This is a genomic window from Blautia sp. HA9023, assembly GCF_056504095.1.
The window spans coordinates 180,674-204,102 of record NZ_JBWLUR010000003.1; the positions used below are offsets into that span (position 1 = coordinate 180,674).

The following is a 23,429-nucleotide window of genomic DNA, read 5'->3' on the forward strand; positions in this document are numbered from 1 at the left end:
ATATGATTATTTTATAAAAAGCACAAGGAGATTTGACATGATTTATCTGGATAACGCTTCTACAAGTTTTCACAAACCGGACTGTGTTGCCAGAGCAGTGGTGGAAGCCATGCAGCAGGCCGGAAACAGTGGAAGAGGAAGCAGTGGAGAAGCAATGGAAGCCTCAAGGCTTATTTTTGATACAAGATGCAGGATCGCTCAGATGTTTGATGCAGAAGGACCGGAATGTGTGGCATTTACCGCAAACGCAACAGAAGCTTTAAATACAGCATTGTTTGGGATCCTGCATCCGGAAAGAGAAAAAGTCCATGCGATCTGTACGGAGATGGATCATAACAGTGTGCTGCGTCCCCTTTATCTGCTGGAAAAAGAAGGACTGGATCTGACCATTCTTCCGGCGGATCGAAAAGGAATGATTTCTCTTACTGAACTGGAAAGTTCTATCCGGCCGGAGACGAGAGCAATCATATGCACCCATGCATCAAATCTTACCGGAAACAGGAATGATATCCGTGCGATCGGTGAGATCGCAAAAAAACATAAAAAACTTTTTGTTTTGGATGCTGCACAGACGGCAGGAGTCTTTCCGATTTCCATGAAAAAAGATCATATTGACATTTTATGTTTTTCGGGGCACAAAGGTCTTATGGGACCACAGGGAACAGGAGCGATCTGTGTTCGCCCAGGGGTTCATGTAGAACCCCTGAAAGTGGGCGGAAGCGGAATCCTGACTTTTCAGAAAGAACACCCGGGAGATATGCCGGAAGCACTGGAAGCCGGGACACTGAACAGTCACGGAATTGCCGGATTACGGGCAGCTCTTGAATGGATCCAGGAAACAGGAGTGAACCAGATCCGGGAAAAAGAACAGATGCTGATGTGGCGTTTTTATGACCAGGTAAAAAAAATTCCGGGAGTTACGGTGTACGGAGATTTTTCCCAGAAAGACCGATCTCCTGTGGTGACACTGAACATTGGAGATGAAGGTTCCGGGGAAGTTGGAATGGCACTTGGAGAAGAATACGGGATCAGTGTTCGGTCCGGCGGACATTGTGCACCGCTTATGCATAAAGCTCTGGGAACAGAAAAAACAGGCGCAGTGCGATTCAGCTTTTCTTATTTTAACACAGAAGAAGAGATCGATATGGCTGCCATGGCAGTGAGGAAACTTGCATCAGAGATTGAGGACTGAGAAGAAGGGACTGAGGTTATGTATCAGAAAATATATGATGTGGTAGAAAAAAGAGGACGTACAAGAACAGGGATCATCCTTGGCGGAGAATATGCAGGATTTAAATATCTTGCGGAAGAAGACTGCTTCTTTTATCCGGATAATAAAACAGGAGAAAAAGCAGCCGAAGATTTTCTGAAAGAAACAGTAACTGCCGCGGTGGAGACAGGCGTAGTGAAAGTAAAGAACCAGGAGATCTTTGTAGAGATTTATGAGAAGAATCCAAGGCTGATCATTCTCGGAGGCGGCCATGTATCACTTCCTGTGGCTGAGATTGGAAAACTTCTGGGATTTCATGTAACGGTAATGGATGACAGGGAAGATTTTGTGACGCAGGAGCGTTTCCCTCAGGTGGATGAACGGATCACAGGCGATTTTGAAACCTTATCAGAAAAAATCCCTCCTTACGAAAATGCCTGGTATGTGGTTGTGACGAGAGGGCATCTGGGAGATTCCGCCTGTGCAAGACAGATCCTTAAGAGACCATTTGCCTATTTCGGGATGATCGGAAGTAAGACAAAAGTACGGATCACCAGAGAGAAACTTCTTGAGGAGGGATTCACGGAAGAACAGGTGAACAGCATCCATGCCCCTATTGGCCTTCCTATTGGGGGACAGATGCCGGCGGAGATCGCGGTAAGTATCATGGCAGAAATCGTGCAGGAAAAAAACAGACATTTTCGTACATACTGTGATGAGGATGTAGAAGCGGCTGTGCTCTGTGGAGTTTCAGGGACTATGGTTACCATTATCGAGAAGAAAGGATCTTCGCCAAGAGGAACAGGAAGTAAGATGTTCGTGTTCCGGGATGGAAGAACAGCAGGAAGCATTGGCGGCGGAAAAGTAGAATTCGAAGCCGGAAAACATGCAGTGAATGTGCATACAACAGAAAACAGAGTTTATGAACTTGGACAGGGCGTGGGAGATCTGGGAATGATCTGCGGAGGAACTGTAAAAGTGCTTTTTGAGCCTGTAAATGTGTGAAAGAATGGGGCAGGACTTGCATAATATGCCAAAATCATGTATATTTGATGGTAATGTGATTGGACGAAGATGCCGGGTGGGAAGTTGATTTCATACCGGCGTATAAGGGAGGACTATAAATAATGAAGAAAAAATGTATTTTGGCGCTGATCCTAGGTGCTGCTTTTATGGCACAGGGATGTGGATTTACGGAAGGTACCGATGCTGTTGTGACTGTTGTGGATTCTACTCCAACTCCGGAACCCACAGAAGCACCGGAAGAAACCGCTACTCCGACACCGGAGGCAACTGCGGAAGCCGATTCCACAGCAGCAGCTGATCCTACTGCCCAGGCAGCAGCAACCGAACAGACACCAAGCGGAATTAATGTACAGGCTCAGGATGCAACCTATTATGCAGTAGAAGGTGTGAATTTACGTTCCGATGCCAGCGCAGACGCAGAGTTCGTGGCAGGTGTACTTTCCGGAGAATCTCTGAAATGCACAGGAATCTGTGACAATGGATGGATCCGTGTAGACTATAACGGACAGACTTGTTATGCATCCGGTGATTATGTCAGCACGACACCGCCGGCAGGTGCGGCAGCAGCGACGACAGATACTGCAGCGGCAGCACAGTAAAGGACACAGAAAAGAAAACCCCGGTAACTGTATTCTGGTAAATAACCAGTGCAGATGCCGGGTTTTTTATGTTTACAGAATGTAAATGTCTGTTTTATTTTCGTAAAATCTTCCGGGATCTATTCCGGATATACAAGACGGTCCGGCTTGATATCATAAAGGACTTCATTCAGATACTTCTTTGCAAGATATTTGGCCATACCCAGGTTCATGTCAAGGTAGTTACCGCAGTCTTTTGCGGAAGCACCAGGAATCTCACCTTCAAAATCGCGGATAAACTCAAACATTTCGATCATAAGAGGAACGATATCTTTGGATTCATAATCTCCGTTAAGAAGAAGATAATTTCCGGTACGGCATCCCATAGGTCCCCAGTATATTACTTTCGGTCCGAATTCTTTATGATTACGGAGAAATGTAGCAGCCAGATGTTCCATAGCGTGAAGTTCGGCTGTATTCATAACAGGCTCCTCATTGGGAGAGGTCATACGGATGTCAAAGGTTGTGATCACCTGATCGCCTACAGGATCTTTCCGTGAAACATATACACCAGGCTGAAGCTTGATGTGGTCTATGGTAAAACTTGTGATTTTTTCCATGATGATTCCTCGCTTTCTGAAATAAAACTTATATGATATAAGATACCATAACAGTTATTTTAGCAGAGAACGGAAACAGATACAAGTGAGGGATTGTGTAAAGTTGACTTTGTGAAAGGATAATGTTAAACTGAGAAAAGCTTACAGGGGGAGAGCGGGAAAGCTCATCCGGAAAACAAAAAACAGAAAATATAACAGAGTTTCCGGGATCTGATAAGGAGGATTTATAAAGTGAAACATAAAGTTTTATCAGTATTATTTGCAACAGTTTTTACAGCAGGAATGCTGGCGGGCTGCGGAAGTTCGGATACAGCTTCACAGAAGCAGGAGATGACTCTTGAGGAAGAGAGCACAGAGGGACAGACTGCTGTAGATGATGAAACCGCAGCGAAAGCAGTTTCCGAGGAGGAAGCTGAGCAGGCAGGATTTACCGATTCACTGGAAGACAGCGGGGAAGAGGAGTCAGGAGATTCAAAAGACACAGCTGAAAATGAATCCGCGGAAGATTCTGCTGAAGATACAAAATCCGTGGAAGAGAATGCAGAAGACAGTACGGAAACGGAATTTGATGATGGTTCAGATAAAGCTTCCGCAGCAGGAACTACAGTGATCGATACCAGCCAGCAGCTTACTGGTACCTACCATGCAGCGATCACAGTGAAGAACTACGGAGAGATCGATGTGGAACTGGATGCGGATACAGCCCCGATCACTGTAACCAACTTTGTTAAATTGGTACAGGATAACTTTTATGACGGGCTTACTTTCCACAGGATCATCGATGGATTTATGATCCAGGGTGGCGATCCGAAGGGCGACGGAACCGGCGGAGCAGATGAGGAGATCAAAGGAGAATTTTCCAATAATGGTGTGAAGAACGATATTTCCCATGTACGTGGAACCATCTCCATGGCCCGCAGCACAGACCCGGACAGCGCAAGCTCTCAGTTCTTTATCGTGCAGTCTGATTCTACATATCTGGATGGAGATTATGCTGCATTTGGCCATGTAACATCCGGAATGGATATTGTTGACAAGATCTGTAAGGATGCCAAGCCATCTGATGGCAATGGAACGATTGCCAAGGATCAGCAGCCGGTGATCGAAAGTATCCGCATGGTTGACTGACAGGAGGAAGAGGGATGCTGAAAGGGAAAACTGTACTTCTTGGGATCACAGGAAGTATTGCCGCATATAAGATCGCATATCTGGCAAGTGCGCTTAAGAAGCTTCATGCAGATGTCCATGTGCTGATGACGGAGAATGCCACGAATTTTATCAATCCGATCACGTTTGAGACACTGACCGGAAATAAATGTCTGGTGGATACTTTTGACCGGAATTTTCAGTTCCAGGTAGAACATGTTTCCATTGCAAAGAAAGCAGATGTCGTAATGATCGCACCGGCCAGTGCCAATGTGATCGGCAAGATTGCCAATGGCCTTGCCGATGATATGCTTACAACAACAGTTATGGCCTGTCGATGCCAGAAAATTTTTGCACCGGCCATGAATACTGCCATGTATGAGAACCCTATTGTGCAGGACAATATTAAGAAGCTGTTATCCTATGGTTATGAAGTGCTGACACCGGCAAGTGGATATCTGGCCTGCGGAGATACAGGTGCAGGGAAAATGCCTGAGCCGGAGACACTTCTGGAATACATTCTGAAAGAAGTCGCTTTTGAAAAAGATCTCGCCGGGAAAAAAGTTCTGGTAACAGCAGGACCGACACAGGAAGCGATCGATCCGGTCCGTTGCCTTACCAATCATTCTTCCGGAAAGATGGGATACGCAATTGCAAAGATGGCTATGCTCCGGGGAGCGGAGGTCACGCTGGTAAGTGGACCTACTGCCATCCAGCCACCACTCTTTGTAAATGTGATTCCTGTGACAACGGCCAGAGATATGTTTGAGGCAGTAACAGACTTAAGTGATCAGCAGGACATTATCATAAAAGCAGCAGCAGTGGCGGATTACCGTCCGAAGCAGGTCTGTGAAGATAAAGTCAAAAAGAAAGATGATCAGATTTCCATAGAGCTTGAGAGGACAGATGACATTCTGAAATATCTGGGCCTGCACAAGAGAACCGGACAGTTCCTCTGCGGCTTTTCCATGGAAACAAAAGATATGATTGGTAATTCCAGGGCAAAACTTGAAAAGAAAAATCTGGATATGGTAGCAGCGAACAACTTAAAGGTTGAAGGTGCCGGATTCCAGGGCGATACCAATGTTCTGACCCTGATTACACAGGATGAGGAAGTGTCACTCCCTCTTATGAGTAAGGAGGATGCAGCCCTTAAAATCCTGGATAAAATTCTTGCACTTATTACGTGCAGGAATACCACGAAATAACCAGATCAAAAATTCAGATGATCAGGTTTTTAAATGAGTAAAGCGGATTCTGAAGGAGAGAAAAATCCGGACCGCTTTCCATCACCGTATTGTATCCGTAAAGAAAATACCGGGATATGCTGTGTCCCGGAAGATTTCTGAGACGGAACGGTAACAAGGAGGAAGAAAAAATGAAAAACAACAACAGATTTACAACAGCGCAGCTTACGTTACTTGGCCTGATGGCAGCAATTTTACTGCTTATGGCTTACACACCACTGGGATATCTGAATATCGGACCACTGGCTATTTCCTTTAACGTGATCCCGGTAGCGATCAGTGCAGTAGTTCTCGGTCCTGTAGGAGGAGCCGTAGCAGGTGCGATCTTCGGCCTCACCAGCTTTCTGCAGTGTATCGGAGTGGGGGGCTCCAGTGCGATGGGAGTTGTGCTTTTTGGTATCAATCCGGTATTTGCTTTTATCCAGCGATTTGTACCACGACTTCTCGATGGTATCTGCCTGGGATACATCTTCAGAGGTATGCGTAAAGTCAGCAATACTTATGTAGCCTGTGCTGTGACCGGATTTTTTTCCGCATTTCTGAATACGCTGTTCTTTATGGCAGCACTTGTAGGACTGTTCGGAAATACTGAATATGTTAAAAATCTGATGGGTGGCCATAACATTATCATCGGCTGCTGCCTGATGGTAGGAATCAATGCTGTATGTGAGATGGTTTCCTCCACCGTGATCACCGGTGCAGTAGGAGCCGCTCTTTCCAAAGCACATCTGATCCCTTCCACACAGATTAGCCGTGAGAAAGCAAAGGCATAAAACGTTTCATTATTTTATAAAAAGACGGGAAAAGAAAATTATGATTTTAGCAATTGATATTGGAAACACAAACATTGTTGTCGGATGTATTGATGACAAAAAAACATACTTTATTGAGCGGCTTTCCACTGTGCGGACCAAGACAGAACTGGAATATGCCGTTGATCTCAAGACAGTGCTGGATATTTATCACATCAAAAAAACAGATATTGAAGGTTGTATTATTTCATCCGTTGTTCCGCAGATCACCAATATTGCCAAGCTGGCGGCAGAAAAAATCCTGAAAAAAGAGGTTATGGTACTGGGACCTGGAGTAAAAACAGGCCTGAATATCATGATGGATAATCCGGGACAGCTTGGAGCGGACCTTGTGGCAAATGCGGTAGCTGGTCTGAACGAGTATCCGGTCCCTTTTATTGTGATCGATATGGGAACTGCAACCACCGTCTCCGTTGTCAATGATAAGAAACAGTATATCGGTGGTATGATCATGCCAGGCGTAGGTGTATCTCTGGACGCACTGACAGCCAGAGCATCCCAGCTCAGCGGGATCAGTATTGACGCACCGAAACATGTACTTGGAAAAAATACCATCGAGTGCATGAAGAGCGGTGTACTCTACAGCAATGCGGCGGCTATTGACGGAATTGTTGACCGTGTGGAAGAGGAACTGGGAGAAAAGGCAACCGTGATCGCAACTGGCGGCCTTGCAAAGAAGATCGTTTCTCACTGTAAAAAAGAGATTATCCTGGATGAGGATCTTCTGCTTAAAGGACTGCTTGTGATTTATGAGAAAAATAAATAATTAACAGAAATGGCGAAACAGCTGTCTGTGTGCAGGGAATGTAATGCACATAAGGCAGCTGTTTTTTTGTGTTTGTTTATTTTTACAGGCTTTTTTCTGCAAATGCTTTCTGGAAATCTTCCGGTACAGGGGCCAGAAAACGTAGAGTTTTTTTTGTGATGGGGTGGCAGAATTCCAACTGAAAAGAGTGGAGCGCCTGCCGGCTGATCCGGTCAAAAACCGGATGATAAAGGAAATCTCCGGGGAGAGGACAGCCGATGTATTTCATATGGACACGGATCTGATGTGTACGTCCCGTGTCCAGATGAAGTTCCACAAGAGAATAGCCGTTACTGACAGCAAGGCGTTCATAATGAGTTACCGCAGTTTCTCCATGCTCCCAGTTTACTTCTCTGGTGATAACGGAGTCATCCATTCGTGCAATGGGCGCGGAAACGGTTCCTCTTTCCGGTGGAATTCCATCTGTAAGAGCCAGGTAAGTGCGGCGGATCTGGCGCTGTTTCATCTGAGCAGACAGAAGTGCGCCACTTAAGGGATTTTTTGCCAGGACAAGAACTCCGGTAGTATCCCGGTCCAACCGGTTGATACAGCGGTAGACAAAATTTTCCCCCTGCTGTTTATAATACCAGGCCACTCCGTTGGCAAGAGTATTCTCGTAGTTCCCGGCAGAAGGATGCACAGGCATATCAGCAGGTTTGTTCAGGACAAGGATATCTTCATCCTCATACAGGATATCCAGCGGCAGCTGCACCGGGATGATGGAAGCAGCCGATCCGTTATCAGCTGCTCCGTTTTCTTCCGGGACAAGGATCCGAAGAACATCCCCCTCTTTCAGAACCGTCCTGCCAAAAGCTGGATGCCCGTTCAGCAGGATCGCATGCTCTGCACGCTTCATAGTTGTCAATATATGTTTGGAAAAACCATTTTTTCTGAGAAAAGAAAGAACGGAAGTTTCGGAATCTCCGGATAAGATGGTATAGGTAATAATTCTCTGCATATGTGTTTCCTTTTTTGGGGTGGATTTTTTGATGTTTATTATAGTGGAAATAACACTGTGTTAACAGTATAACATTTGAAAGAATAATTTACCAGACGGATGCAGCAGGGAGTTTAGATACTGCCCGGGAGAAATGGTGTCGTAAAATATCTTCATAAGTCACAGACTAAAAAGACATATTTCTACAGCCTTTTGTAATGATACCATCGTCATTTTCCTTTGTCAAGGCGTGCAAATGACGCTTTATGAGCTAAAAATGACGATTTCTACAACTATTTTCAACAATTTATGCCAAAAAAATCTTTGATCATACATCCAAAATCTTATTAGTGGTCACGAATAGTGGTCACTTTTCTTTTACTCAAATCCTTGTAAAATCAATGTTTCTACGTATTTTCTATTTTTTTAAAGTAGTCAATAAGTGGTCAGATATAGAACTGACATAACTGGAAAAGCCGCTTAATATAAGAGATTTCGCTGCTTTTTCGCTTATGAAAATATTAAGCGAACAATAACAGCAGAAAGTGATTCCATGAAGACAGGATACAGTATCAGGACATGGCGCATGCGGCTTTTCTGTTCTGAAAAGCAGATACTTGCGGAAACAGAGAAGTTATATTGTGAGGCAGTTGCTTTTTATTATGAGCTTTTAAAGGACAGAAATGAACTCTGGACAGAAAATCTTCTTACGATCCAGGGACAGCTGGAGAAATTAACGGTTCCTGGAAAAGATGGAAGAGTTCCTGAATATCTTCCACCAGGGGGAAAACTTCCGGTTTACTTTCGACGGTCCGCAATGAATAAGGCGGCTATGGCAGTAAAAACAGCGGCTGCTTCCGGATGTTTTACACAGAAGATTGAAGCGAATATTACTTTTTTTAAAGGAATGTACAGAGATCTTACATCCACTTCTGTAGTTTTGAAACTCTGGAATGGAAAGAAATGGATCTGGACGGAATGCGGACTTACAGGACGCTCTTTTCCGGCAAATTCGGCGTTACTTTCACCGACTCTGGTTCACGAGGGAAAATGGCTGATGTTGCATGTTCCTGTGAAGCAGGAAAATTCGGATGCCAGGACTGCAAAAGAACGGATGAAAGAAGGCTGCAGAGTATGTGGTGTGCGTTTTACAAATACGGATAGTTTTGCGGTATGCAGTGTGCTGGATGAACGGTCCAGACCAGTCAGTGTGAAAAACTGTCACGGAGGAAATGCATATCGTTATCACTGCAAAACATTGCTGAAAAAAATAGAAGCATCCAAAGTTTTTACGGATAAAGACAACGTGGATCAGCCAAATAAAAAATATTACATGCGTTATAAACACCTGAACGAGCATTATGCACATCAGGTAAGCAGAGAAATTCTGGATTTTTGCAAAGAGAACCAGGCAGGAATTATTGTGCTTCCGGAATATGATGAGGATTTTTCCCGTATGACCATGTACAGAAGCGGCAATGATTCCCCGCTTCATCTGAGCACAAAGATACGAAATTATCTGAAATATAAAGCCTGGGCAGAAGGAATTCTTGTTTTGGAACTACGCGCCGATGGAACAGAAAAATACTGCTCAATCTGCGGTTCACCCGGAAAAAAACAGAGCAAATTGTTCATCTGCCAGAACGGCCACCAGATCAACCGCTTTCTGAACGGCTCCAGAAACCTGGCCTGCAAATGCCAGCAAAGCTTTCAGAAAAGATCTGGATCAAAAAGTTAATAAGCGGCAGAAATGCCTCTTATATAGATGCTGAGAAATCAGCAAAAGAGGAAGCGCCAGTGACGCAACCTCTTCGGGTTGAATACCGCCCGGCGGCCCCCGCAGGCGTCGCCAGAGAACCATGTGGCCTCCTTTGGGGGTGGATGGGGTGTATTCGAAGTTATAGAAATGAAGTTTGATATTCCGAATGTGGATTGCAATTTTATTGTAATTACTGTCCCCTAAAAATGTCTACGGGGCAAAATCAGTCGTGGTCTGATGGCCTATGGTGGAGTTGAATATACATACAAATATACGCCTTTTTGCATAAATATGCGCTGCATTTTACTGTGAAAATCATGTTTTGTGCAGTAGGGCGTTAATACTGATAACTGCATTTATCTGCGTGTCGTTGAGTAACGGTCGAAAACTGCTAATATTCCATTGTGTAGACATCATAAGAGATGACTAAATCATTGTGTAGGTTGCAATAAGAATGATCGGGTTGTTTGTATGATTATTACAAAAATAAAGGAATGTTATAAGGATTGCATCTATCATTTTGGTGCAAGCGTAATTCATGAGTAACGTAGCAATATTTTGCGCTTACGCTAAACCTGTCGAAGGCAAAGATTGCAGTAAGATTGTATAAACGTACAGCACGTCAGCCGGGTGTACGTGCAGAGATGCTGGCAGGCTTTCCGGAAGAGATTGAGGAATACATCATTCCTCCAGAAGAAAAGTGCGATATCTGTGGCGGGGAAATGAAAGTGATCGAGAAACGTGTGTAAGTGCCTCAAACAATGATGTAGATATCATAACAGAAAAACTGTTATGTTGCACTACGCCATGTTTTGAAGCACTTACCGAAAGAAATGATAAAAAATGGTCACACGGTGAGAAATTTGAAATGTCCAAAAATACAGTAAATATAAGGGGTTCAAGGCTCTTGAGACTAATGGAAACGTGTCGTTGAGGAATAATATGAAAATTGTTATAATACAGTTAACATTTAGCGCTGGATGAAAGACAATTGAAGGAATGTAATTAAAAATGAAATATAAAATCAGATTTCAATGTAAATCAGATCTTAGGATTTTGAGAGAATGCTTTAAATTATCCAAGGAATACGTAGCAAATGAAATAGGCTATTCAGTAAGAAATTTAGAAAGGATAGAAAAAGAAAATGCAATTGTCACAGAGGAAACGGCGAAAAAATTATGTGATCTGTATAAGATAGAATACCAGGATTATTTTTATAAAACAGATAAGAATTTTGATGATAACTTTAATAGAATTTTAGCCGAAAGCGGAACTGTACCGAAAAATATTATTGATAGTACGGATAGATATTACCTTATTTATGTTAGGAGAACAGGATTTTATCAGGATTGTATTGCAGGTAAGGTAATGTGGGTAGGAGATTATAATCGAAATAAAGAACGAAGAATTTTAAGAGAGGTTAATGTAATAAATGCAGTGAAATTGAAACCAGAAGCACAGTTGATAAATAATAAAAATGAGTGGACATATTGGTATTTTAATTTAACGATTGGTAAATTATATGAGGCGATTGTGTCTGAGCCGTGCATGAAAGATTGTCTCGAAGACTGTCTAAGGGAAATAATAGTAACGCAAGACGATCTTATGAAATATGACGTCTTTACGGACATTGCAGTCTTGGGAGGAAAAAATAAATATCGTAAAAAAAGCTACTAGATAATATGTTTATTCTGACACAGGGTGTATAACAAAGTTAATGTTTTATGGTATAGCATTTTATCAGCTCTTGCACTATATTTTATCACCGTTGTAAAGAGATTGAATTATTTAAGAGATTTGCTATAATTAGTAGAAAACAACATTATACCAACTCAAAGGACAATAACATTTATGCAATACACAGACTTACAACAATATCAGCAACAGCAACAGGCAATAAAAGACTTACAGAAATACCACGACCCGGAACATCTCTGGGAGTGTATTCTTGCTTTTCAGGGATATGAATTTCAGACAGTTTCCGGGCTCCCGTTTACCTATCAGTTGAAGAAGGGGAGAAATGGCGAGCTGACGAAAGAATTATGGATTGACAGGCGAAAAAACAGTAAAAGCCTGGCGTGGAGTTCTGTGATGAAAGCGTTTGAAAAGACAGCGGGTAAACCGATGGTGCCACGGCCTAAGGCGTTGGGGGATATTCGTGGAGTTTCCTATCTTTATGGAATGTTTTATCAGTTCGGTTTGATTGAAATTCCTTCAAAACACGAGGATTTGAAATAAAAATCTGATCATAGATAATATTTATATCAGAAGTAGTCAACCGAATCAGGGAAGTCTCCTTGCTTCAATCGCGAATATCCGCTGGACTTGAGTTGTATAACAATAATCAACTGGAGGAATTATGAAAGATATTATTCAGATTATAATAGAAAGTTCATCTGGTTTTGGACCTGTGCAGGATGCTTTTACTGATAAACTGATCCTTACAGAAGATTCAATTTCATATGAATACAATCCGGAAATTGAAACCAGGTTCAATCCAAAAATAAAATGGAGTTATAAAATAGATAAACCGTTTTTTAAAGCCCAGTATGAGCGTATAGCTGGAATGATATCTGCTGTTATAGAAAAGCAGGAAAATGAATTTTGTACGGATATCGGAGGAATAGAATTTGATATTGTATATTCTGACCAAACAAAATTCAATTACATATTTATGGTTCCCGGTGATCGTTTTAAAGAATTATTTGATGAAATAGAACAATTAGTACCTGGAACAGAATGCACGCCGGCAGTACTATTAACTTCAAGAAATCATAATGGCAGGTATGTCAATGATCTTGAGGCATTTATGGAGTATATCCATAAAGAGGAGATGAACAATAGAAGTAAGAATCCTGAGAGGACACCGGGCTGGCTCAGAAAAATTAAAGAATTTGTCAGAAGTATCCACAAGGAAAAAGACGACAGAAAACTTTAACCAAATCAAGTAAGTCCCCTGCGGGGTTGCGAAAAGCAATAAGCAGTGGGTGGGGACTTGCTTGTATCAGGAGGAGTACAAGCTCTTCCTGATAAACTGCGGAGCAGTTATTTGGTTATGAGCAAGTAGCGAAGCGGATTGCGAATATCCGCTTGACTAATCACATACAATTTCGGGGTAATATTTTTTATTTGTGATAAATAAACGCAATTTATGCTTTGATAAAATGAATTTCAGACAACAGACCATGGTGTTTGAACATATTCATAGAGCTTTATATTTTATGGAATATTTTATTAGTCCCGTCTGATCGAATTTCTTTCAAACACGAAAATCTGACGTGAAAATCGGATCATGCAATTGACTTTTGGGGCATCCTACGGTAGAATATATTCGGTTTATCAAAAAATATGTTACTGTGAAGAATTGTCAGTAACGAAGTATTACATTATTAAAGAAGGAAAAGGAAATTACAATGGTGAACAATTTGGACGGTAAATTAGAAAACAGTAAAATACCTGCGGTAGTTGCATCAGATGTCAATGATGATGAAGTGGAAATTGATTTAAGAGAGATTCTTCAGGCTCTGAAGAGAAAAATCCTGCTGATTCTGATGGTAGCGTTGATCGGTGGATGTGGTGCCGGAGCATATACGCAGTTTATGATGACACCAATTTATAGTTCCACATCCAGTATGTTGGTACTTTCCAAGGAAACTACATTGACTTCTCTGGCGGATCTGCAGCTGGGAGCTAGCCTGACCAGCGATTATACGGTACTGATTACCAGTACACCGGTTCTGGAACAGGTTATCGAGAATCTGAAACTGGATATGACAGCAGAAGATCTGAGAAAGACGATTTCCATTAACAATCCAACAGATACTCGTATTCTGGAGATCACAGTAAATAATGCGGATTCCGCTCTTGCAAAGGAAATCGTAGATGAAGTTGCCAATGTTTCATCTTCCTTTATCGGAGACAAAATGGAAGTTGTTCCGCCTAAGATCATCGAGGTTGGTAAGATTGCTACGATCAGAACATCACCAAGCGTGAAGAAAAATGCAGAAATCGGTTTCCTTCTCGGATTTGTAGCATGTGCGGCGATTGTTGTAGTTCTTACGATAATGGATGATACGATCAAGACAGAAGAGGATATTGAGAAATATCTGGGAATTTCCGTACTTGCAAAGGTTCCTGACAGAAAAGACTTTGTAAATGTAAAAAGTAAAAAGAATAAGAAAAAAAGTCATCGCTAAAGCAAATGGAGGAATCTGAACAATGAAGAAAATCACGTTAACAGATAAACGTAAAAATAATTATTACTATAACGAAGCGATCAAAACGCTGCGTACGAATATTCAGCTGTCCGGCCAGAGCATAAAGACAATTCTGATCACAAGCTGTTTTCCAAATGAGGGAAAGAGTGATGTTGTTTTAAGTCTTGCACAGGAACTTGGAAGTATCGGAAAGAAGGTACTTCTTCTGGATGCGGATATCCGTAAAACCGCTTATGTAGGCCGTCTCGGGGTTGAAGAAGAGGTACGGGGTCTTTCTCAGTTCTTAAGTGGACAGGCAAATATCAATGATATTATTTATGAAACCAATTTTGAGAATATGGATATCATTTTTGGTGGTCCTTCTGCACCGAACCCGTCAGGCTTACTCAGTGAAAATGTCTTTCAGGTTTTTCTGAAGAAGGTCCGTGAATATTACAGTTACATATTGATCGACACTCCGCCAATTGGAACTGTTGTTGATGCGGCAGTGATCGGAAGATATTGTGATGGTGCTGTTTTCCTGATCGAGCCGGGAAATGTCAGATATAAAGATGCACAGAGAGCACTTTCACAGCTTGAAAGAAGCGGCTGTCAGATTCTTGGTGCAGTTATGAATAAGATCGACACGAAAGCGGATAAATATTATTCCTCCTATTACAAACATTATGGAGAATATTACCGTCGGGCGGAAGAAGAGAATAAATAAAAAAGAAAGCTGGGAAAAAGTGAACGGAAATAAAAGAAACAGTAAAAAACTTAATATACTGTTGGCAATCATCTGTATTTTGCTGATCGGAGTTCTTGGCTCTATTTTTATGATGAGCCGTGAATCTGAAAAAGCGGAAGCACATCGTCTGGAAAAGCTTGCCGGAAGTGAGCAGAAGGGCATTGAAGATTATGAGGCTGTAAAAGAACACGCTTCACAGCTGGAGAAAGAAGACGGGGCGGCAGATGATAGTTCAAAGTCTTCTGACAGTGTAGATGCTAAGTCCGATGCGGATTCAGCAGACAGCAGCGATAAGGCAGATGACAAAAAAGCAAATGCAGCAACTGATTCTGATACAACAGAATCTGCGGATAGTACAGACAGCACGGATGAAACAGCAGCTGATACCGCAGACACAAAAAAAGAAATTTCAGGTATTGTGTGCTGGGGAGATGATCTGATCAATGGAGAGGAATCAAATACCTATTCCTATATGGCAGTACTTCAGAAACTTCTCACAGAGAATGGATACAGCAACCTTACCGTGATCAATAAAACGCTTCAGGGTGGTGGAACTCTTTCCATGATGAAAATGGCGGGAGTAAGTGACGATACGATCCAGGGATATATCACCAAACATCAGCAGGCTGCTAATGGTGCACAGCTGAATGTAACAGAAACTGGAATCCGTGACCTGACAGAAGAAGAGACAACCAGAAATGATTTGGACTGTATCCCGGTTATTTTTATGGGATATTATGGTGGCTGGAATCATGACCCGGCCGAACTTGCAGAGCAGCAGGAGAATATTTTGAATACATTCCAGGATAAGGAAGAATTCCTTGTAGTGGGAACCAGACCAATGGATGGCACTGTGACATCAGATGCTTTGGATCAGGTGCTCAGTCAGAAATGGGGAGAACATTATATCAGCCTGGCATCTGTGACACCACAGCCTGCATCCACAAAGGAAGCACAGCAGGCAATGGCTGAGGCAATCCTCCAAAAACTGGAAGAATTAAATTATATCAGCAAAAATTAAGATACAGGCGAAGAATTTGTTTTATGGATATCCATGGAATAAGACTGAAGGATAGGAAATGAAGAATTCAGGAAGAAACACTGCACATCAGAGAAAAATATATCTGACTGTGCTGATCATAATAATTATTCTGGCAGCTGTTTTTGTCGGCGTATATTATCTTTGGAAACAGACAAAAACAGAATCCGAAATGAAAGTTTCCGGTCAGGCAGAACGAAGTCAGACACAGAATGACGCAGATACCATAGAGTATCAGGGAAGCACTTACAAATATAATGACCATTTGAGTAACTACCTGTTTATGGGAATTGATACCAGAGAAAATGTTGATACATATGAATCTCAGAAAGATGCCGGTCAGGCGGATTCCATTTTTCTGGTTTCCATGGACAGAGCAACAGAGCAACTGAAAGTTCTGTTTATTCCAAGAGATTCCATGACAAAAATTGAAGTATTCAATCCAAGTGGAAAAAGTCTTGGTATGACTACCGATCATATTAATATCCAGTATGCGTATGGCGATGGAAAACAGAAAAGCTGTGAGCTTATGAAAACAGCAGTTTCCAATATGCTGGATGGTGTCCCGATCCAGGGATACTGTTCTATGAATATGGACGGAATTGCGGCTCTGACAGATTTTGTAGGTGGTGTGGAGATTACAGTACCAGATAGCAGTCTTGAGGATGTGAATCCGGATTTTAAAGAAGGTTCAACCGTAACATTGACAGGTGAAAATGCAGAGCAGTTTGTACACTATCGTGATACAAAAAAGAGTCAGAGTGCACTTGTAAGACAGGAACGTCAGAAAACTTATATTCAGGCTCTGTTGAAAAAATGCCAGGATGAGGCGAGTCAAAATGCCGGATTCGTTGCTGATCTTTACAGCAGTATTAAAGATTATACAGTAACCAGTATGGGAAATGATGTTTTTGCAAAACTTCTCGTTGCTTCACAGAATGGTATTTCCGATACTCAGACAGTTCCGGGACAGGGAACTGAAGGAGAGAATTTTGATGAATATCATATTGATGAAGATGCATTGACAGAAATGATTATTTCCATGTTTTATGAGAAAAATGATTGATATTTTTTTCAGTTTGATTTATTATTATATCTAAGAGATTGATAGTACAGAAAGTGCTATTATCTAAATATTTCACTCAAAAGGAGAGGTGCATTATGAAAATTGCAAAGAAATTCATGGCACTTGCGTTAGCAGCAGTTCTCAGTGTAGGATGTGCTTTTTGTGTCAGCGCAGACGGAAGTCGTACTAAGGATGTTACGGTAAGCCAGGAGCAGTCTCAGATCTATGAGATCATTCAGAAGATCGAAGATACAGAAGGAGTTAAGGATCTTCAGCAGAAGTATCCGACAATTGCAGAAGCATTCCAGAAAGTTGGAGAAGGCAAAATGGATATGCCTGAATTCATCGATGTTCTGAAGGCTCTTGCAACAGATGAGAAAGATGAAACTCTGAAAGCAAAACTTGAGGAAGTAATCGAGAAACTTGACGGAAAAGATTTCGTTACAGGCTTTACACAGTTTAAAGTTCTTGATGCTACCAGAGCTGAAAAGAATGCAGATGGCAAATATGAGGTTGAAATTTCTATCCCAAGCATCACAGATGACATGGAGAACATTCAGTTGTTATGCTATAACGCAGAGAAAAATGAGTGGTCAGTTGTAGATCCGATCAGTGTTGATAAAGAGAATAAAACACTCAAAGTTGCATTAGATGATCTTTGCTACTTCTCAGTTATTGCCGATGCGAAAGCAGACACAACAAAATAATTCTCAAAAATAATAAAAACAGCTTTGCGATATGGAACAAATATCGTGGAGCTGTTTTTTCTATATGGCATAAATTTTGTGAATAATTACTCAAAAATACTCAGATTGAAGGCTGACTTTTGAAAATCAAAGGACAGTCTTCAAATTTTTTTTATTTTTGAAATAAATCAGTTGTTGTAATATGGGAAGCGATGTGGCATAATAAATGGGAAAATGTTAAAAATAAGAAAAATCCAGATTAAGGAAATGTAAAATTACATTTTCGGGATAACACGGCTCCTGGCAGATGCTGACAGGAAGCGAGTATGACAAAGGAGAAAATTATGGCAATTTTTTCAATGATCTTATCTTTGTTGTGTGGAGTATCATTATTTTTGTTTGGAATGTCCTTAATGGGCGATGGTCTGAAGCTGGCAGCTGGAAATAAGCTCGAAGCGTTTCTCTATAAGATGACCAATACTCCACTGAAGGGTGTCGCACTTGGCACTGGTGTTACCAGTGTGATCCAGTCGTCTTCCGCGACGACAGTTATGGTAATCGGTTTTGTAAACTCCGGTATGATGAAGCTGAAACAGGCGATCGGTATCATCATGGGAGCGAATATCGGAACCAGTATCACCGGCTGGATCTTATGTCTTTCTTATATCGAAGGATCCAATGGTATCGCAAGTATTCTTTCCACAGCAACAATTTCAGCTGTTGTGGCAGTTGTTGGCATTATTTTCCGCATGTTCTGTAAGCGAACCTTACATAAGAATGTAGGAAATATCATGCTTGGTTTTGCAATCCTGATGACAGGTATGCAGATGATGAGTGGTGCGGTATCCCCACTGCGTGAGAGCCCGGTATTTATCAAGATGCTGACTATGTTTTCCAATCCGATCGCAGGTATCCTGGTTGGTATTGCATTTACCGCGGTACTGCAGAGCGCATCTGCAACAGTCGGTGTACTTCAGGCGCTGTCTGTAACCGGAATCCTGACATTTGCAAGTGCGTTTCCAATCGTTCTTGGTATTGGTGTCGGTGCTGCATGTCCGGTCCTTATTTCTGCGATTGGTGCAAATAAGAACGGTAAGAGAACTGCTCTTGTGTATCTGATCAATGATCTGTTTGGTCTTATCATGTGGTCTGTGATCTTCTACACAGTGAATGCATTTGTACATTTTACATTTATGGATATGACGATGACACCGGTAGCGATCGCCCTTCTGAACACAGTCTTCCGTCTGGCAACAGTTATCGTGCTGTTCCCGTTCATTCCAAAGATCGAGAAGCTGGTATGCTGGCTTGTGAAGGATAACAAAGAGGACTTGGAAGATGAGGCGGACTTTGATCTTCTGGAGGAGCGTCTTCTGAATTACCCGGCCCTTGCCATCGCACAGTGCCACCGTGTAATGAACGGAATGTCCAAGAAACTCCGCAAAAATGTCAACAGAGCTATGAATCTTCTGAATGACTATCAGCAGGATAAATACGATAAGGTTCAGCGAAAAGAGGATCTGATCGACAAGTATGAAAGTCGTCTTGGAGAATATCTGATCCAGCTGACCAAGAGAGAGATGAATTCTGCACAGACAAGACAGACTTCTCTGTATCTGCATACGATCAATGACTTTGAGCGTATTGGTGATCATGCTTCTTATATTGCACATATGTCCAGCGAGATGCATGATAATCACACGAATTTTTCTCAGGAAGCCTGGGATGAGCTGAATGTTGTTATGGAAGCGGTCCGTGAGGATATCAACATAACCTGCAATGCTTTTATGAAAGATGATAAGGAAATGGCACAGAGAGTAGCACCTCTGGGAGCTGTGATCACAGGACTTTGTGATATGCTGAAAATGCGCCACGCAGAGCGCCTGAGTCAGGGCAAATGCGGACTGGAAGAAGGAACGGTGTTCAGTGATATCCTGAACAGTTTTGGCCGTATCGCAACGCACTGTGCAAGTGCTATGGTTGCGCTTATGAAGAGTGGAGAAACCGGTTCGGATCTTCATATCCATGATTCCAAGATTTATCCGACCAACAGTGTGGAATATTATCAGTACTTCAAGGAGTACGGACAGAAATACGATATCGAAAATCAGGAAGGTCATGTGCTCAGCATGGAGCCGGAAGAAGTAGAATAAAGATTTGCAAAAAAACGCCAGTTTCAAATTAACTCGAAACTGGCGTTTTTGTTCCTACCACGGATATTTTCCCTTTTTAGCATAAGGAAGAAGTTTACCATCGAATTTAATGATAACACGGTGATTTCCTTCCGCGTCTTCGGTCACATCTACATCCAGACCGAAATCAATGGCACTCATGATGGCGTTTCCGCCCTGTTCATGAATGATATCTTTGATAGCGGGACCGTAAGTATCAATGACTTCATGAAGCCGGTAAAGAATCGGATCAGTATTTCCTTTATACGGATGGCTGTTGAGAAATGCAGTAGCGGATGGACTGATTTTAAGCGCTTCTGCAAGTTTCAGGGTATATTCTTCCGGAACATACTGCTGTCCTTCAAATACAGAAGCGAGCCATACTTTATTGACTCCTATGAGTTCGGCTAATTGTTCGTAAGTCAGCCCGGAAGCTTTTTTTGCTGCTTTTAAAGCTTCCAGTTCGTCAGCATGTTCCAGCCGGGTAAGATAATCAGCGTTATTCATTGGTGTCATAATAGATTCCTCCTTAAATAAATAATTGTATATAACAAAAAAACGAGATGCCTTAAAAAGGTACCTCGCTGTACAAAACAATTATAGTTCAGAGAACAGAATGTGTCAATGCTTTATTTATTACTATTTACCATAAAAAATATATAATTGCTGATAATTGGAATCAGGGGTTATCAAAATACAGATTTCATGGTATGATAAATCTATAAGACAGCGTGAGACGTATAATGGGGATGCGTATCTTACAGCAGGAAAAAGGAGGTTTTTACTATGGGTGAGAGTATGATCACATCGTTTGACGGAACGAAACTGTATCTGAAAAAGGAAACGGCAGCAGATAATAAGGCTGTGATCGTGATCGTTCACGGTCTCTGTGAGCATCAGGGCAGGTACGATTATTTTGCGGAGAAGCTTCATGAAGTAGGAATCGGTACCTACCGTTTTGATCACAGAGGACATGGACGATCCGAAGGTGAGGAGACTTTTTATTCGGATTTTAATGAACTTCTGGATGATACCAATGTAGTGGTGGATATGGCCATTGAAGAAAATCCGGATATTCCGGTGTTCCTTCTCGGACACAGCATGGGAGGATTTACCGTTTCTCTGTATGGAGCCAAATATCCGGACAAAAAGCTCCGGGGAATCATTACCAGCGGTGCACTGACTGCAGATAACGGAAATCTGATCCGTGGAGTGCCGGGAGGAATGGATGTACATACACGTCTTACCAATCAGCTGGGCTCCGGTGTATGCTCTGTACAGGAAGTGGTAGACTGGTACGGAAAAGATCCATATAATAAACAGTCTTTTACAGCAGGCTTATGCTATGCGATCTGTGACGGACTTGACTGGTTCAAGGAGAAAAAAGCAGAGTTTCATTATCCGGTTCTTATGACACACGGTGAGAAAGACGGTCTGGTAAGTGTACAGGATACCTATGATTTCTTTAAAGAAGCAGGATCAAAAGATAAACAGATGAAGATCTACGGCGGACTTTTCCATGAGATTTTGAATGAATACTGTAAAGACGAAGTGATCGGGGATATGATCCGGTGGATGGAAGTACGGATCTGAAAAAGAAACAAACTGTTTTATATGTAATAGCAAAGCCAGGTGGAGTTAAATAACACCTGGCTTTCTTTTGTAAAGATATTCTGCTACAATAAACAGATAGAAACAGGAAGACAGAACAGGAGAAAACAATCATGTCAAATATCATAGAAATCACAGATTTTAACGCACCGGAGTTGGATGTATATGCCAGGATCTCCGAGATACAGCTTTTGAACCGGGCAGAGCCTGAGAAGGGAATCTTTATCGCGGAGAGCCCGAAAGTTATTGAGCGGGCGTTGGATTCCGGATGTAAGCCGATTTCTTTTCTGGTGGAACATAAAAATATTGAGGGAGAAGCAAAGGAGCTGATCCGGCGATGTGGAGACATTCCGGTTTATACAGCAGAATTTGATGTTCTGACACAGCTGACCGGTTTTAAGCTGACAAGAGGAATGCTCTGTGCCATGCACCGGCCGGCACTTCCGGGGATTGATGAGATCTGCAAAAATGCCCGCAGGATCGCGGTTCTGGAAAATGTGGTAAATCCTACTAATATCGGCGCGATTTTTCGTTCTGCGGCGGCTCTTGGAATGGATGCGGTGCTGTTAACGCCAGGATGCAGCAATCCCCTGTACCGCCGTGCGATCCGTGTCAGCATGGGAACTGTATTTCAGATTCCATGGACGTTTTTTGATGAAAAGACAGAGTGGAAGACCGAAGGCATCCGGCTGCTGAAGGCAATGGGATTTAAGACCGCAGCCATGGCACTGAAGGAGGATTCTTTTGATATTGACGATCCCCATCTGATGGCGGAAGAAAAACTGGCGGTTGTTCTTGGGACGGAAGGAGATGGACTTGCCTCAGAGACCATTGCGGACTGTGACTATACGGTATGCATTCCCATGGCCCATGGAGTAGATTCATTGAATGTGGCTGCAGCCAGTGCGGTGGCATTCTGGCAATTGGGGAAACATTAAAAAAAATGTGCCGGACAGGAAGAACGTATTCTTTTATAAGATGTGAGATTTTGTCTGGAATATCTATGGAAATTAAAAAATGCCGGTGCTATAATTTTCCTGAAAAACAGCGGAAAATCCAAAACAGATAAGAATCAGAGGATTTCCGAAAAAAGAGGGAGGAATCACAAATGAAAAAGTTTCTGGAGGAATTCAAAGCCTTTGCATTGCGGGGAAATGTCATGGACATGGCTATTGGTGTGATCATGGCATTTATTCTTTTCTGTCTTCTGAAGGCGGTAAACAAGATCACTTCCATCGGAGCAAAAAAAGAGGAAGAGCCTGCACCAACTACGAAGGTATGTCCGTTCTGCAGAAGTGAGATCGACATCGAGGCTACAAGATGCCCACACTGTACTTCAATTCTGAACGAAGAAAAAAAGGAAGAATTATAAAAGAGAATATCCGCTTTACATAGAAAAAACGGGAAATCAGGAAGCATATTATGGTATGCATGAGATTTCCCGTTTTTTTTATGCGTTTGTGTTCTGATTTTCTTCTTCCATATCCATCAGATGAAAAGAAAGCAGCAGATAAAGGATTTCATCTCTGTCTGTAAGATCCGAATCCAGAAATGCTTTGATCTTATCCAGACGGTAAAGAAGAGTAGTTCTGTGGATAAATAAAGCGCTGGCAGTATGGGCAATGTTCTGGTTGTGTTCCAGAAAACAACGCAGTGTGTCATAGAGATGAGATTGTTTTGCCTCATCTTTGTATTTTAGTGACAGAAGCTTTTCGTGGCAGATCATGTAAGCAGGAAGTTTTCTGGTAGCCTGTTCCAGGATGTAGGGCAGA

General features: G+C 42.2%; 25 protein-coding genes. 21 read left to right on the forward strand and 4 right to left on the reverse strand.

Annotated elements, in window-relative coordinates; translation table 11 throughout:
* The first annotated feature begins 37 nt into the window (after positions 1 to 37).
* The 3 genes from AC04Q6_RS02870 to AC04Q6_RS02880 all read left to right on the forward strand — a co-directional run bounded on the left by AC04Q6_RS02870 (position 38) and on the right by AC04Q6_RS02880 (position 2,835).
* Entirely contained in the window at positions 38 to 1,192 is a 1,155-nt protein-coding gene (locus AC04Q6_RS02870; RefSeq protein ID WP_021978123.1) for an aminotransferase class V-fold PLP-dependent enzyme, read from the forward strand.
* A gap of 18 nt (positions 1,193 to 1,210) precedes the next feature.
* Positions 1,211 to 2,215 carry an XdhC family protein gene (locus AC04Q6_RS02875; RefSeq protein WP_118070112.1) on the forward strand — a complete coding sequence of 335 codons (1,005 nt, stop codon included), beginning with the start codon at positions 1,211 to 1,213 and terminating at the stop codon, positions 2,213 to 2,215.
* A gap of 122 nt (positions 2,216 to 2,337) precedes the next feature.
* A complete protein-coding gene (locus tag AC04Q6_RS02880) occupies positions 2,338 to 2,835 on the forward strand; it encodes an SH3 domain-containing protein (RefSeq protein WP_021978121.1) in 498 nt (165 codons plus the stop codon).
* A 119-nt stretch (positions 2,836 to 2,954) separates the two neighbouring features.
* Here the strand turns inward: AC04Q6_RS02880 and AC04Q6_RS02885 are convergent, their stop codons facing one another.
* Positions 2,955 to 3,434 (reverse strand): S-ribosylhomocysteine lyase, encoded by a 480-nt coding sequence (locus AC04Q6_RS02885; protein WP_021978120.1) that lies wholly within the window; start codon positions 3,432 to 3,434, stop codon positions 2,955 to 2,957.
* Positions 3,435 to 3,962: 528 nt separating this feature from the next.
* On the opposite strand from AC04Q6_RS02885, the gene AC04Q6_RS02890 reads away from it, so the two are divergent.
* The 4 genes from AC04Q6_RS02890 (at position 3,963) to AC04Q6_RS02905 (ending at position 7,405) form a co-directional block, all read left to right on the forward strand.
* On the forward strand, positions 3,963 to 4,562 hold the full coding sequence (locus AC04Q6_RS02890) for a peptidylprolyl isomerase (protein WP_118064474.1): 600 nt from the start codon (positions 3,963 to 3,965) through the stop codon (positions 4,560 to 4,562).
* Between the two features lie 14 nt (positions 4,563 to 4,576).
* Complete coding sequence (gene coaBC, locus AC04Q6_RS02895; RefSeq protein ID WP_119247904.1) at positions 4,577 to 5,788, forward strand: bifunctional phosphopantothenoylcysteine decarboxylase/phosphopantothenate--cysteine ligase CoaBC; 1,212 nt, start codon at positions 4,577 to 4,579, stop codon at positions 5,786 to 5,788.
* A gap of 170 nt (positions 5,789 to 5,958) precedes the next feature.
* Positions 5,959 to 6,600, forward strand: a complete 642-nt coding sequence (locus AC04Q6_RS02900; RefSeq protein WP_021978117.1) for an ECF transporter S component — start codon at positions 5,959 to 5,961, stop codon at positions 6,598 to 6,600.
* 40 nt (positions 6,601 to 6,640) lie between these two features.
* Positions 6,641 to 7,405 (forward strand): type III pantothenate kinase, encoded by a 765-nt coding sequence (locus AC04Q6_RS02905; protein WP_021978116.1) that lies wholly within the window; start codon positions 6,641 to 6,643, stop codon positions 7,403 to 7,405.
* A gap of 82 nt (positions 7,406 to 7,487) precedes the next feature.
* Here AC04Q6_RS02905 and AC04Q6_RS02910 read toward each other — a convergent pair whose 3' ends face one another.
* Positions 7,488 to 8,402, reverse strand: a complete 915-nt coding sequence (locus AC04Q6_RS02910; protein WP_119247903.1) for an RluA family pseudouridine synthase — start codon at positions 8,400 to 8,402, stop codon at positions 7,488 to 7,490.
* Positions 8,403 to 8,934: 532 nt separating this feature from the next.
* Here AC04Q6_RS02910 and AC04Q6_RS02915 point away from each other — a divergent pair.
* The 11 genes from AC04Q6_RS02915 (at position 8,935) to AC04Q6_RS02965 (ending at position 20,028) form a co-directional block, all read left to right on the forward strand.
* The gene (locus tag AC04Q6_RS02915; RefSeq protein ID WP_118070108.1) at positions 8,935 to 10,119 is read left to right on the forward strand and encodes a zinc ribbon domain-containing protein; all 1,185 of its coding nucleotides are present in this window, start codon (positions 8,935 to 8,937) and stop codon (positions 10,117 to 10,119) included.
* A gap of 623 nt (positions 10,120 to 10,742) precedes the next feature.
* A complete protein-coding gene (locus AC04Q6_RS02920) occupies positions 10,743 to 10,889 on the forward strand; it encodes a hypothetical protein (RefSeq protein ID WP_178087457.1) in 147 nt (48 codons plus the stop codon).
* Between the two features lie 262 nt (positions 10,890 to 11,151).
* A complete protein-coding gene (locus tag AC04Q6_RS02925; protein ID WP_118070106.1) occupies positions 11,152 to 11,817 on the forward strand; it encodes a helix-turn-helix transcriptional regulator in 666 nt (221 codons plus the stop codon).
* Between the two features lie 174 nt (positions 11,818 to 11,991).
* Positions 11,992 to 12,378, forward strand: coding sequence for a hypothetical protein (locus AC04Q6_RS02930; RefSeq protein ID WP_021978111.1), 387 nt, complete (start codon positions 11,992 to 11,994; stop codon positions 12,376 to 12,378).
* A gap of 121 nt (positions 12,379 to 12,499) precedes the next feature.
* A complete protein-coding gene (locus AC04Q6_RS02935; protein WP_118070105.1) occupies positions 12,500 to 13,078 on the forward strand; it encodes a hypothetical protein in 579 nt (192 codons plus the stop codon).
* Between the two features lie 475 nt (positions 13,079 to 13,553).
* Positions 13,554 to 14,336 carry a YveK family protein gene (locus AC04Q6_RS02940; RefSeq protein ID WP_021978109.1) on the forward strand — a complete coding sequence of 261 codons (783 nt, stop codon included), beginning with the start codon at positions 13,554 to 13,556 and terminating at the stop codon, positions 14,334 to 14,336.
* 22 nt (positions 14,337 to 14,358) lie between these two features.
* Entirely contained in the window at positions 14,359 to 15,063 is a 705-nt protein-coding gene (locus AC04Q6_RS02945; RefSeq protein WP_118064510.1) for a CpsD/CapB family tyrosine-protein kinase, read from the forward strand.
* A gap of 19 nt (positions 15,064 to 15,082) precedes the next feature.
* Complete coding sequence (locus AC04Q6_RS02950; protein ID WP_242997111.1) at positions 15,083 to 16,105, forward strand: hypothetical protein; 1,023 nt, start codon at positions 15,083 to 15,085, stop codon at positions 16,103 to 16,105.
* 58 nt (positions 16,106 to 16,163) lie between these two features.
* Complete coding sequence (locus AC04Q6_RS02955; RefSeq protein WP_118064506.1) at positions 16,164 to 17,189, forward strand: LCP family protein; 1,026 nt, start codon at positions 16,164 to 16,166, stop codon at positions 17,187 to 17,189.
* A gap of 95 nt (positions 17,190 to 17,284) precedes the next feature.
* Complete coding sequence (locus AC04Q6_RS02960) at positions 17,285 to 17,896, forward strand: hypothetical protein (RefSeq protein ID WP_021978105.1); 612 nt, start codon at positions 17,285 to 17,287, stop codon at positions 17,894 to 17,896.
* Positions 17,897 to 18,219: 323 nt separating this feature from the next.
* Complete coding sequence (locus tag AC04Q6_RS02965; protein ID WP_021978104.1) at positions 18,220 to 20,028, forward strand: Na/Pi cotransporter family protein; 1,809 nt, start codon at positions 18,220 to 18,222, stop codon at positions 20,026 to 20,028.
* A 54-nt stretch (positions 20,029 to 20,082) separates the two neighbouring features.
* On the opposite strand, the gene AC04Q6_RS02970 is transcribed toward AC04Q6_RS02965, so the two are convergent.
* Positions 20,083 to 20,562 (reverse strand): cyanase, encoded by a 480-nt coding sequence (locus tag AC04Q6_RS02970; RefSeq protein WP_021978103.1) that lies wholly within the window; start codon positions 20,560 to 20,562, stop codon positions 20,083 to 20,085.
* 270 nt (positions 20,563 to 20,832) lie between these two features.
* On the opposite strand from AC04Q6_RS02970, the gene AC04Q6_RS02975 reads away from it, so the two are divergent.
* The 3 genes from AC04Q6_RS02975 (at position 20,833) to AC04Q6_RS02985 (ending at position 23,029) form a co-directional block, all read left to right on the forward strand.
* Positions 20,833 to 21,639, forward strand: coding sequence for an alpha/beta hydrolase (locus AC04Q6_RS02975; protein WP_021978102.1), 807 nt, complete (start codon positions 20,833 to 20,835; stop codon positions 21,637 to 21,639).
* Positions 21,640 to 21,770: 131 nt separating this feature from the next.
* On the forward strand, positions 21,771 to 22,595 hold the full coding sequence (locus AC04Q6_RS02980; RefSeq protein WP_118070101.1) for a TrmH family RNA methyltransferase: 825 nt from the start codon (positions 21,771 to 21,773) through the stop codon (positions 22,593 to 22,595).
* Between the two features lie 170 nt (positions 22,596 to 22,765).
* Positions 22,766 to 23,029, forward strand: coding sequence for an MscL family protein (locus tag AC04Q6_RS02985; protein ID WP_118070099.1), 264 nt, complete (start codon positions 22,766 to 22,768; stop codon positions 23,027 to 23,029).
* A gap of 78 nt (positions 23,030 to 23,107) precedes the next feature.
* Here the strand turns inward: AC04Q6_RS02985 and AC04Q6_RS02990 are convergent, their stop codons facing one another.
* A complete protein-coding gene (locus tag AC04Q6_RS02990; protein ID WP_476389515.1) occupies positions 23,108 to 23,383 on the reverse strand; it encodes a helix-turn-helix domain-containing protein in 276 nt (91 codons plus the stop codon).
* Positions 23,384 to 23,429: the final 46 nt, after the last annotated feature.